Source organism: Rhodococcus sp. RD6.2, from assembly GCF_001040705.1.
GTDB lineage: Bacteria > Actinomycetota > Actinomycetes > Mycobacteriales > Mycobacteriaceae > Rhodococcus_G.
This window is the reverse complement of sequence record NZ_CVQP01000005.1, coordinates 701,941-713,230: the sequence shown is the minus strand read 5'-3', so window position 1 is coordinate 713,230 and position 11,290 is coordinate 701,941. Positions and strand designations below refer to the sequence as shown.

At 69.9% G+C, this 11,290-nt stretch carries 12 protein-coding genes; 6 read left to right on the top strand and 6 right to left on the bottom strand.

From position 1 onward, the window contains the following. Positions 1–8: 8 nt before the first annotated feature. From RHCRD62_RS09660 to RHCRD62_RS09635, 6 genes are read right to left on the bottom strand one after another with little or no spacing between them, the layout of a single operon-like run. A complete protein-coding gene (locus RHCRD62_RS09660) occupies positions 9–467 on the bottom strand; it encodes a hydrogenase maturation protease (RefSeq protein ID WP_050064433.1) in 459 nt (152 codons plus the stop codon). Next, positions 464–1,756, bottom strand: coding sequence for a Ni/Fe hydrogenase subunit alpha (locus RHCRD62_RS09655; protein WP_050064432.1), 1,293 nt, complete (start codon positions 1,754–1,756; stop codon positions 464–466). The genes RHCRD62_RS09660 and RHCRD62_RS09655 overlap by 4 nt, the downstream gene beginning before the upstream one ends. Further along, positions 1,749–2,540, bottom strand: coding sequence for an NADH-quinone oxidoreductase subunit B family protein (locus RHCRD62_RS09650; protein ID WP_050064431.1), 792 nt, complete (start codon positions 2,538–2,540; stop codon positions 1,749–1,751). The genes RHCRD62_RS09655 and RHCRD62_RS09650 overlap by 8 nt, the downstream gene beginning before the upstream one ends. Then, positions 2,540–3,370 (bottom strand): FAD/NAD(P)-binding protein, encoded by an 831-nt coding sequence (locus tag RHCRD62_RS09645; RefSeq protein WP_050064430.1) that lies wholly within the window; start codon positions 3,368–3,370, stop codon positions 2,540–2,542. Before RHCRD62_RS09645 ends, RHCRD62_RS09650 begins: the two co-directional genes overlap by 1 nt. Continuing rightward, positions 3,367–3,864 carry a Crp/Fnr family transcriptional regulator gene (locus tag RHCRD62_RS09640; protein WP_050064429.1) on the bottom strand — a complete coding sequence of 166 codons (498 nt, stop codon included), beginning with the start codon at positions 3,862–3,864 and terminating at the stop codon, positions 3,367–3,369. The genes RHCRD62_RS09645 and RHCRD62_RS09640 overlap by 4 nt, the downstream gene beginning before the upstream one ends. Next, the gene (locus RHCRD62_RS09635; protein WP_050064428.1) at positions 3,861–5,030 is read right to left on the bottom strand and encodes a 4Fe-4S dicluster domain-containing protein; all 1,170 of its coding nucleotides are present in this window, start codon (positions 5,028–5,030) and stop codon (positions 3,861–3,863) included. Before RHCRD62_RS09635 ends, RHCRD62_RS09640 begins: the two co-directional genes overlap by 4 nt. Positions 5,031–5,225: 195 nt before the next feature. On the opposite strand from RHCRD62_RS09635, the gene RHCRD62_RS09630 reads away from it, so the two are divergent. From RHCRD62_RS09630 to hypE, 6 genes are all read left to right on the top strand, one after another. After that, positions 5,226–5,555 carry a hydrogenase maturation nickel metallochaperone HypA/HybF gene (locus RHCRD62_RS09630; RefSeq protein WP_050064582.1) on the top strand — a complete coding sequence of 110 codons (330 nt, stop codon included), beginning with the start codon at positions 5,226–5,228 and terminating at the stop codon, positions 5,553–5,555. Between the two features lie 4 nt (positions 5,556–5,559). Beyond that, positions 5,560–6,312: a hydrogenase nickel incorporation protein HypB gene (gene hypB, locus RHCRD62_RS09625; RefSeq protein ID WP_050064427.1), complete on the top strand. Its 753-nt coding sequence runs from the start codon at positions 5,560–5,562 to the stop codon at positions 6,310–6,312. Between the two features lie 98 nt (positions 6,313–6,410). After that, positions 6,411–8,780 (top strand): carbamoyltransferase HypF, encoded by a 2,370-nt coding sequence (gene hypF / locus RHCRD62_RS09620; protein WP_050064426.1) that lies wholly within the window; start codon positions 6,411–6,413, stop codon positions 8,778–8,780. After that, complete coding sequence (locus RHCRD62_RS09615; protein ID WP_050064425.1) at positions 8,777–9,529, top strand: HypC/HybG/HupF family hydrogenase formation chaperone; 753 nt, start codon at positions 8,777–8,779, stop codon at positions 9,527–9,529. The genes hypF and RHCRD62_RS09615 overlap by 4 nt, the downstream gene beginning before the upstream one ends. Next, positions 9,526–10,206, top strand: a complete 681-nt coding sequence (locus RHCRD62_RS09610) for a D-sedoheptulose-7-phosphate isomerase (protein WP_050064581.1) — start codon at positions 9,526–9,528, stop codon at positions 10,204–10,206. The genes RHCRD62_RS09615 and RHCRD62_RS09610 overlap by 4 nt, the downstream gene beginning before the upstream one ends. Next, entirely contained in the window at positions 10,203–11,288 is a 1,086-nt protein-coding gene (gene hypE / locus RHCRD62_RS09605; protein ID WP_050064424.1) for a hydrogenase expression/formation protein HypE, read from the top strand. The genes RHCRD62_RS09610 and hypE overlap by 4 nt, the downstream gene beginning before the upstream one ends. Positions 11,289–11,290: the final 2 nt, after the last annotated feature.

The following is an 11,290-nucleotide window of genomic DNA, read 5'->3' as shown; positions in this document are numbered from 1 at the left end:
GGACCGGGTCAGCGGTCCGAGTGGGGGGCCTCACCCGCGATCGCGGCAACGACCGTGCGTGACACCTCCGGGGCGGCGGCAGCCACGGCAGCCGAGAGTCCGGGTCCCCGGCCGGGTGCGGTGATCTCGATACCGACGATCACCAGCCTGTCCGGCATCCTGTCCAGCGCCCTGCCCAGCGCGATAGCCGCGCCGAGATCGAAGCCATGAGTGCCTGCGGCGGTGGTCTGCAGGTCGGCGGGATCGATGACGCGGACCGATCCAGGCCACGGGTGCACATGCGTGACGGCGTCCAGGATCACTGCGACGTGTACACCGTTCCACCAGTCGATCAGTTCGACGGGATCGCCGCGTGAGACCACGATTCGGGCAGGGAGACCACACCCGTCCAGGACCCGCGCCATCGCCGGGCCGACACCGTCGTCGCCCCGGAACTCGTCGCCGAGCGCGATCACCACCGCGGTCATTGTCGGTCGATCGTGAGGTCGAGGAAGTGGGTGGCGCAGGAGATACACGGGTCGTGGTTGCGAATCGTCCGCTCGCACAGCATCGTCAGGTCGGCGTCGTCGAGATGGAGGTTCCGTTCGACGACACCGGCCAGCTCGTGTTCGATCGCCGACTGGTTCTGCGATGTCGGCGGGACGATGGTCGCGCTGCGGATCGTGCCGTCGCCGTCGAGGTCGTACCGGTGGTAGAGCAGGCCCCGGGGAGCTTCGCTGACACCGTGACCGGTCGCTGCCCGCGGGTGCAGGACGCGGGCCGGGGCCGACGGTTGCTCGTAGGATTCGACCAGCCGCAGTGCCTCGTCGACCGCATATACCACTTCGACCGCACGTACAGCGATGCTGCGGAACGGATTTCGGCACTGCTCACCCAGTCCGGCGGCGGATGCTGCCTGGCGCGCGGTCTCCGACAGCCGAGCACTGTTGAGGGTGTATCGGGCGAGCGGGCCGGCGAGGTAACGATGTCCGTCCAGTCGAGCGTGCAGTGCCGTGGAGTGGGGAACCTGGTGCTCGGTGACGTGCTCCGGGAATTCGCCGGCCGAGAACCGGGTGCCGCCGGTGGTGTGGATGGCGCCGGACTCGATGGCGTACCGATCGGGCCGGGTGAGGGCGATCATCACGTAGGGGAGTTCGTGGTCGGGGAAGTCGAATCCGCCGATCCAGGCGGCGGTGTCGAGCGCGTCGTCGAGGGCCCGGCGCAGTTGCTCTGCGAGAGGCCGGAGTTCCTCGCGGGTGGGCGTCCGATAGAAGCCGCCGATACGCACGTTGACGGGATGGATCGGGCGGCCACCCAGCAGTTCGAGGATCGCGTTGCCCGCCTTCTTCAGATCCAGGCCCCGTTCCACTCGGGGGCGGTCGGCGAGGGCGAGGGCGATCGAGTCGTCGACGCCCGCGAAGTCGGGGGCGTGCAGGAAGTAGATGTGCAGCACGTGGCTGGCGATCCACTCGCCGCAGTAGAGCAGCCTGCGCAGCCTGGTCACTGCGTCGTCGGGCTGAGCGCCGCATGCGTCCTCGATCGCGTTGCAGGCACTGACCTGGTACGCGACCGGGCAGATACCGCAGATCCGCGAGGTGATGTCGGGGGGTTCACGAAAGTCCCGACCGCGCAAGAACGACTCGAAGAAGCGCGGTGGTTCGTAGATGCTCAGCTCAGCGCGTTCGACCCGGTCGCCGCGAACCGCGACCCGCAGCCTGCCCTCGCCCTCGACGCGTGCCAGGCCACGGACGATCAGCCGCCGGTCCTCGTCACCCATGACCGGGCTCGGTGCGTTCGGTGACGGGGTGTGTGTACGCGGCGAGGTCGGGTGAGGCCGCGTTGAACGTTGCCAACACCCGGTCGATCGCGTCGTCGTCCATCCCGCAGAGGCGCAGCCACTGCGTCATCGACGTGAGGTTCGGCCGCGGCGTCGGACCGAAACAGCCGTAGCAGCCACGGTCGAGCGAGGGGCACAGGGCGCCGCAGCCGGCGTGCGTGACCGGACCCAGACACGGTGTTCCGTCCGCGACCATCACACACGTCAGGCCGCGACGCTTGCACTCGTTGCAGACACTGGTGGCGGGGGTGTCGGGCCGGCGACCGGCCAGGAACGCGGTGAGCACCTCCAGCAGCTGGCGCCGGTCGATCGGACAACCCCGCAGTTCGTGGTCGACGTGGACGTGCGCCGCGATCGGCGTCGAGGTCGCGAGGGTGTCGATGTACTCGGGTGAGGCGTAGACGTTCGCCGCGAACTCCCTGATGTCGGCGAAGTTTCGCAGCGCCTGGATGCCGCCTGCAGTGGCGCAGGCGCCGATCGTGACCAAGTGGCGCGACCGCTCGCGGATGTGGTGAATCCGTTCGACGTCCTCCGCGGTGGTGATCGACCCCTCCACGAGGGACAGGTCGTAGGGTCCTTCGACGGTGGCGCTGGAGAACTCGAGGAAGTAGCCGATGGTCATCTCGTCGGACAGCTGCAGCAGCTGGTCCTCACAGTCGAGCAACGAGAGCTGACACCCGTCGCACGACGCGAATTTCCACACCGCCAGAGTCGGTTTCGGCATCACAGCTCCCGGACGTGGAGGAGGGGGCCCGCCACCGCGTAGTCGACGACCGGACCGTCGCGGCAGAGGAGGAGTTCACCGAGCTGGCAGTGACCACACAGCGCGGTGCCGCACTGCATGTTCCGTTCGAGTGAGACGCGGATGTCGGAGGCGGGGATCCCCTTGCCGACCAGCACCCGCGCTGCGAACCGCATCATCGGTTCCGGGCCGCACATCAGGGCGGTGGTCCGGCCCGGATCGAGGTCCAGCCGACCGAGAGGCTCGGTGACGAACCCGACCGGCCCGTCCCAGTCGCTGCTCGGCTGGTCGACGGTGACTTCCACCTCGATGCTCCCGTCGGTGGCCCACACCTTCAGTTCGTCCCGGAACAGGAACTCGGCGGGATCGCGTGCGCCAACGACCAGGACGACCCGGCGGTAGTCGGCGCGGGCCGAACGGAGCGTCAGCACCGCGGACCGCACCGCCGCCAGTCCGGCACCACCCGCCACGATCACCACGTCACGTCCGACGCAGGTACCGAGGTCCCACCCGGTGCCGAAGGGGCCGCGCACCCCGAGCACGGACCCCACCGGGACGTCGTGGATCGCGCTGCTGACCGCGCCGACGGCACGGACGGTGTGCTGGAGACGGCGGCCGGCGGGGTCTCCGCTGATGGAGAGGGCGATTTCACCGACTCCCGCGGCGGCCAGCATCATGAACTGCCCCGGAACGAAGTGCGGCAGCGCGACAACGACGGGGACGAGGGACAGTGTCACCGAGTCATGCGTTTCGGTGGTCCGGTCCCGGACCCGATAGGGGGTCGGGACCATCGGATCCGCCGCATCCGTCATGTCGTCACCGGGCTCGCGGCGGTCGTCCGCTGCGAGCCTGCGTCAGGCGTCGCGTACAGGTCCAGAAGTCGTGCCCGGGTGGCCTGCAGACGGTCGAGCAGTGCACCCGACAGTGCGCACGCGACGGCGTATCCGAACACCGGGTCCGCCTCGCTCGACTCGCGGAGCGCCGCCGCGTCGATCTCGTGTGCCAGGGACGCGGACAACGCGGTCGCAGCGAAGTGCCATTGGTAGGGGGCGGTCATCCAGGACCAGCCCAGCAGATCGCCGGCGCCGACCGTGTCGATCGGGACATCTCCGCGTCCGGGGACATGGGTGTGCAACTGCACCAGTCCGTGGTGCACCACCCAGAGCCGATCGGCGGGAGCGCCCTCGCGGAACACCGACGCACCGGCCGCGAACTCGACGAGCCTCGACAGCCCGAGCAGCACCCGCAGGTGTTCGGGGTCCAACCCGGCGACGGAAGGGTCCGGTTCGGATGCGGGGGAGTTCATTTCGCTCCTTCGCCCGGGTAGTCACCCACGTCCGGGAACATCTCGGCAAGGCGTGCGGCTTCCTGCGTGATGTCGATGCCGACGGGACACCAGTCGATGCACCGCCCGCACCCCACGCACCCGGACGAGCCGAATTGGTCGTGCCAGGTGCCGAGTTTGTGGGAGATCCACTGCCGGTAGCGGCTCTGCCCGGAGACCCGGACATCGCCGCCGTGCAGGTGGGAGAACTCGGGCTCGAAGCATGACGCCCAGCGCTGCCAGCGTTCGGCGTTGCCGCCGGTCAGGTCTGTAACGTCCTCGACCGTGGTGCAGAAGCAGGTCGGGCACACCATGGTGCAGTTGCCGCACGTCAGGCATCGTGACGCGACCTCGTCCCACACATCTGCGTCACGTGCGGTGCGGAGCAGTGCGCGGAGGTCGACGTCCGGCATCCGTCTGCCCATCCGGTCCGCGGCGGCAGCGACGTCCCGGGCGGCCTGGTCGACCTCATCCCGGTCCGCTTCCCGGTGCTGGAGCCTCGCGAGTACCGTTGCACCCCTGTCGGTTCCGGAGTCGGCGAGGTAGTGCGGGCCGTCGTGTCCGAGTCGCTCGGTCAGCCGCAGGTCGTAGTCGCCGGCCGCGCCCGGCCCGGTGCCCATCGATGCGCAGAAGCAGACCCCGCCGGGTTCGGTGCAGTCGACGGCGACGACGAACAACCGTGAGTACATCGCCGCGGTGCGGCCGTCGCCGCCACCGCACAGGACGGTGCGCAGGATGCGAATGGCGGCGAGATCGCAGCCTCGGACACCGAGAAACGCGTACGCCACCTCCTCGTCCGGCGGCGGCCGGAAGGTCCCGTCCTGGTCCGTCGACCACAGTGGGCGACGAGGAGGGTGCAGGTACTGCTTCCACGACTGTGGACCGGACGAGTGCCCGAAGACGGCGTCGTCGTCGCGGCGATGGACGCGGTACTGTCCAGGCGCTGTGGTCACACCCCACCCGTCCGGGAGGTCGTCACCGGAGTCGAGCTCGCCGAGGACGATGGCATTGCGGTCGAGTTTCGGGCCGATCACGCGGTACCCGTCGGCGCGCAGCACGGCGACGAGCTGGTCGAGCCCGCCGCGGTCGATCACGGTTCGGGCCGCCGGGGTGTGCTCCGCGGTGTCGGGTACTCGGGTGCCGTCCACAGGGCCTCCTTGCAGTGCGAACCGACCGCGTGCACCGCGCTCGTCCGCCGTCGATCGGCTCAACCCGTGGTGTCCAGTATCGAGGTGTGGCCCGTGCGGGTCAACGGATCGCCCGTGCAGGCGCCATTGGTGGCCTATCGTGGACGTAGGACATGCCCTGGTCTCGACAGTCCCGACAGGGTGGAGCGGGTCGCGATGCACGAACTGTCGATCGCACGGAGCGTTGTGTCCACGGTGTGCGAACGTGCCGGTGACCGCCGCGTGCACAGCGTGAGCCTTATCATCGGTGCGTTGTGCGCGGTGGTTCCCGAATCGCTGCGCTTCTGTTTCGACGTGGTCACTGCGGACACCGTTGCGGAGGGGGCGCGGCTCGACATCGAAACTCCGCCCGGTGTCGGGCACTGCCGCGACTGCGGTGCCGATGTCGCACTGCCCGATCCGATCCTGGTGTGCGCCTGTGGAAGTACCGACATCGAGGTGCGGTCGGGCCGGGAACTGCAGATCGTCTCGATGGAGGTGAGTTGACGTCATGTGTGCGACCTGCGGGTGTGGCGCGGAATCCGGTGCGCCGGGACACGACCACGACCACCATCACGACCACGACCACCATCACGACCGGCCCCCGATCGAGACCGTCCTGCTGGAACAGCAGGTGCTCGCGAAGAACGACCTGCTCGCCGCGGGAATCCGCGCCAGACTCGACGACGGCGGCGTGACGGCTCTCAACCTGATGAGTTCGCCGGGTGCGGGAAAGACGACGCTGCTCGAACGCACGATCGCCGACCTCGGCTCGACGATTCCGGTCGCGGTGATCGAGGGAGATCAGGAGACCCGCCTCGATGCGGAGCGGATCGGTGCGGCCGGATGCCCGGTGGTGCAGGTCAACACTGGCGCCGGCTGTCACCTCGACGCCCAGATGATGCGTGATGCACTGGCCGTCCTCGAACCGGGTGCGGGAACACTGCTGTTCGTCGAGAACGTGGGGAACCTGGTGTGCCCGGCCCTGTTCGACCTCGGCGAGCACGCGAAGGTGGTGATCGTCTCGACGCCGGAGGGGGCCGACAAGCCGCTGAAGTATCCGCACATCTTCGCGGTCGCGGACCTGGTGATCGTCAACAAGGTGGATCTGCTGCCGTACGTGGACTTCGATCTCGAATCCTGTTCGCACCATGCCAAATCGGTCAACCCGGACAGTGAACTCATCGCACTGTCGGCAACCACGGGTGAGGGACTGGACGAGTGGTACCGGTGGATCGCCCGCCGCCGGTCGGTGAGCCGTTGACATCCACCACCCACGAGGTCTTAATGGAAGTGCGTTGCCTCAACTGGCGACCAAGATCTTGACCTCCCGATGGCGCCGTATCGAGGAAGGCAGCGACGATGACAGTCGCCGATCCGAAGACAGCGGCCGCCAACCGGATCGAGCGGCGGCGCCTGATCGTGCGCGGGGTGGTGCAGGGCGTCGGTTTCCGCCCTTTCGTCGCGGGCCTGGCCCGCGACCTGGGGCTGGGCGGGCACTGCGGGAACGACGACACCGGGGTGTTCCTGGAGATCGAAGGTCGGGCCGAGGACCTCGACCGGTTCGCACGCCGACTGCGCTCCGACGCTCCTCCGCTTGCGATCCTGGCCAACGTCTCAAGCGTCCTGCAGCCGCCGTCCGGCGAACATGACTTCCGCATCGTCGAAAGCCACCGCACCGCAGGCGCCCGCACGCTCGTCCCCCCGGACGTTGCGACCTGCGACGACTGCCTACGCGAGCTGCGCGACCCAGGCGATCGGCGGTACCGGCACCCGTTCGTGAACTGCACCCATTGCGGTCCCCGCTACACCGTGATCACCGACTTGCCCTATGACCGGCCCGCGACCACGATGGCGCGGTTCCCGATGTGCCCGGCCTGTGCGTACGAATACGACGACCCGGGTGACCGCCGTTACCACGCGCAGCCGATCTGCTGCCCGGACTGCGGTCCCCGGATCTTCGCCGAACACGACGGTATCCGCATCGACGGCGACGCGAACGTGCTGATCGCAGTGCAGTCCGCGATCACGTCTGGTGCGATCGTCGCGGTCAAGGGGCTCGGCGGCTTTCATCTGGTGTGCGATGCCACCGACCCGCACGCGGTGGCCCGGCTCCGCGAGCGCAAACGCCGTCCGGCGAAGCCGTTCGCGCTGATGGCCCCGGACGTTGCCGCGGTCACCGGGCTCTGCGAAATGTCCGCGGCCGAGCGGGATGCACTCACGGCGCAGGCACGGCCCATCGTGCTGCTCCGCGCACGCCGTGGGACCGCGGTCGCGGCCGCCGTCGCCCCCGGACTCGACGAGTTCGGGGTGATGCTGCCGTACACGCCGCTGCACCACCTGTTGTTCGCGCCGGTCCCGGGACACGACGGACCGGTGCCCAGACTGCTGGTCGTGACGTCCGGAAACCTGTCCGGTGAGCCGTTGTGCACTGGCAACTCCGAAGCGCGTGCCCACCTCGCCGGCATCGCCGACCTGTTCGTGATGCACGACCGGGACATCGCGGTGGCCTGCGAGGACTCGGTGGTCGCGGTCACCGGCGGCGCGGAACTGCCGCTGCGCCGCTCCCGCGGATATGCGCCGATGCCGGTGCTCTTGCTGCAGCCGGGTCCGGTGGTGCTGGCGGTCGGCGGCGAGGTGAAGAACACCTTCTGCCTCACCCGCCAGGACTTCGCCTTCTGTTCGGCGCACCTCGGGGACATGGGAACCGTGGACAGCCGGTGCGCGTTCGAGGCTTCGGTGGCGCGGCTGACGGCCCTGCACCGCGTCGCCCCGGAGGTAGTGGTCGCGGACGCACACCCCGGCTACGCGACCCGGCAGTGGGGCGAAAGGTACTGCGCGGAGCACGATCTGGACCTGGTCACGGCCGCTCACCACCACGCGCACGTCGCGTCGCTGCTCGCCGAGCACGGCCGGCTCGGCACCGCCGTGCTCGGGATCGCCTACGACGGCACCGGTTATGGCTGCGATCGCACCGTCTGGGGCGGGGAGCTGCTGCTGGTCGGTCCGGATCCGCTGCACGCCGACCGGGCCGGGCACCTGCGGTCCTTCCCGCTGCCCGGCGGCGACATCGCGGTGCGAACCCCAGCCCGGGTCGCGCTCGCGGTGCTGCGAGAGGCCGACATCGGGGACGTGGACGACCTGCCGCCTGCGCGCGCCCTCGGTGCCGACGAGCGCGCGCTGGTCGACTCGCAGCTGACCAGCGGCGTCGGCTGCGTGCGTACCACCAGCGCCGGGAGGCTGTTCGACGCGGCGGCGTCCGTGCTGGGCGTTCGGCATCGGATCAGCTACGAGGCGCAGGCCGCGATCGAGCTCGAGGCACTGGCCCGCAGCGCCGCGGACCCTGTGGTGCTGCCGTGGGCGCTGCGGGGCGAGGAACTGGACTGGGCGGGTACTGTCGCCCACCTCGTCGACGGTGTCCGCGACGGAATCCCTGCCGCGAACCTCGCGGCGGGTTTCCACCTCGCGCTGGCAGCCGGGACGGCCGAGCTGGCGTCCCGGCTGGCCGAGGCGGCCGGGGTGCACACGATCGGACTGACCGGCGGCGTGTTCCAGAACCGGGTGCTTCTGAGTTCGATCCGAATCATGCTGCAGCAGAACGGGTTCGAAGTCCTGACGCACAGGCGGGTACCGCCGAACGACGGTGGCCTCTCGCTGGGACAGGCTGCGCTCGGGTTGGCCCACGCCCGCGGCGGCATTCCGGACGCCGACGAAAGGGGACGGCCACGATGACGAGGACACACGACTCAGGGCCCGGCACCGATTCCATCGGGCCGGAGCTGGCCGCCGACCTCGCCGATACTGCACTGGCACTGGCCCGCCGCTTCCACGCTGGGGCGACGCTGTGGGTCGTCTCTCCACAGTGGGAACCACACGCCCATCACGTGGCGGTCGAGTTCGTGCACCCGGTCATCATGGGCAAACGGGCCCTGCCCTCGGTGTCGCTGGTGGAATCGGACCCCGTGGCCCAGTGCCGGGTCGCAACCCGTCCCGGCGACGTGATCCTCGCGGTGGCCTCCGCGGATCAGCCCGCGGTCCGCCAGATCGTCCGGCGGGCGCCCGCGTGGGGCGCGGACACGATCTGGATCGGCTCCGGTCCCAGGCCTGCGCCCGGCTCCGCCACCCACGTGCTGTGGGTGGATTCCGACGACCCGATGGTCCCCGCCACCGGCCGGTTCGTGCTGCTCTACCACCTGCTGTGGGAGCTCACCCACGTGTGCTTCGAACACCCCGGCCTGCTCACCGCGTCGGCCTGCGCCGACGAAACGTGCGTGACCTGCAGCGATGAGGGCCGGCTCGGCGAGGTGGAGTGGCCGGCCGACGGCATCGGGTCGGCACCGGTGCGCACCGCGACCGGCCGGGAACCGGTCGACATGTCGCTGCTCGGCGAGGTCGCCGCCGGCGATCTGGTGCTGGTGCACGGCGGGGTGGCGATCACCCGGCTGGACCCGGACGACGACGGGACGGAGGAGTGGCCGTGAGCAGCGAACCGGAGAACACCGACTTCCTGTATCCGTTCATCGACGCGCACGAACACGATGCCACCGCGCTGCTGCGCGACCTCGCCGCCTCGGCCCGCGGCAAGGCGGCCGACAGCGCCCGCCTGCAGGGTGCCTCGCTGGACGAATGGGCGGCCGGCCTGGACGCGGCCGGACGTCTGACGGCCGACCGGTTCTCCCGGGGCGGCAGGCTGTACACCTTCGGCAACGGCGGCAGCTCCACCGACGCCGCGACCCTGGCGTCCCTGTTCAGTAGGCCCGCCCGCGGGCGTCCTGTGCCCGCGTGGTCGTTGGCCGCGGACCAGGCGGTGGTTACGGCCCTCGGCAACGACGTCGGGTTCGACCTGATCTTCTCGCGGCAGATCATCGCGCATGCCCACGAACACGACACGGTGATCGCGCTGTCCACCTCCGGCAACTCGGACGACCTGATGACCGCGCTGACCGAGGCCCGCCACCGCGGCCTGCTGACCATCGGATTCGCCGGACACGACGGAGGCCGCATGGCCGCCACCGACGACCTCGACTTCTGCTTCACCGTCCGATCACAGAGCATCCACCGGATCCAGGAGAGCCACGCCCTGCTCGGCTACCGGTTGTGGTCGCTCACGCAGGAACACCTGGCACACGCCGAGTCGAGCACGGGAGGTCGACCGTGAGTACCGGAACCGAGCACGAGGACGAAGTTCTCGAACGGATCGAGGCCTTCCGCCGGCGCCGACCGCGCCTGCGCGACACGGTGATCTCGCTCTCGCACGGCGCCGGGGGGAAGGCGTCCGCGGCTCTGGTCGACGCCGTGTTCGTGGACGCCTTCCGCAACACCGAACTCGAGCAGCTCGGCGACGCGGCCACCATGCGCCTCGACACCGGGGACCGGCTGTCGTTCTCCACCGATTCGTTCGTCGTGCAGCCGCTGTCGTTTCCGGGGGGTTCGATCGGACATCTCGCCGTGCACGGCACGGTGAACGACCTGGCGGTGTCGGGCGCGCGACCGCGGTGGCTGTCCGCGGCATTTGTCATCGAGGAGGGCTTCGAGATCGACCGGTTGCGCTCGATCGTCGCCGACATGGCCGCCGCTGCCTCCGCGTCCGGCGTCGAGATCGTCACCGGCGACACCAAGGTGGTGGGCCGGGGCGCCGCCGACGGCCTGTACGTCAGCACCGCCGGGGTCGGGGTGGTGCCCGCGGGCCGTCGCCTCGGCGCCGGCCTCGTCCGGCCCGGCGACCGGGTGCTCGTCTCCGGGACCATCGGCGATCACGGCATGGCGGTCCTGCTGGCCCGGGGCGACCTCGCGCTCGAGGCAGACATCCCCTCGGACACGGCACCCGTGCACGCGCTGGTCGAGTCGCTGCTCGCGGCAGCACCGGCGACCCGGTGGATGCGCGACCCCACCCGCGGTGGTGTCGGCACTGTGTGCAACGAGCTGGCCCAGGCCAGCGGGCTCGCGGTGGTGCTCGACGAGGCCTCGTTGCCGATTCGGCCGGCGGTGGTCGGCGCGTGCGACCTGCTCGGCATCGACCCGCTGTACGTCGCGAACGAAGGCAAGTTCATCGCCGTCGTGGCCCCCGACGAGGCGGACGCTGCGCTCGCCGCGCTGCGGGCGAGTCCTGGTGGCGCGGATGCAGCGGACATCGGCGAGATCCTGGCCGAGCCGGAGGGCATCGTCGCGCTGCGCACCGCGTTCGGCAGCAGCCGGATCGTCGACATGCTGGTCGGCGATCCGCTGCCCCGGATCTGCTGACG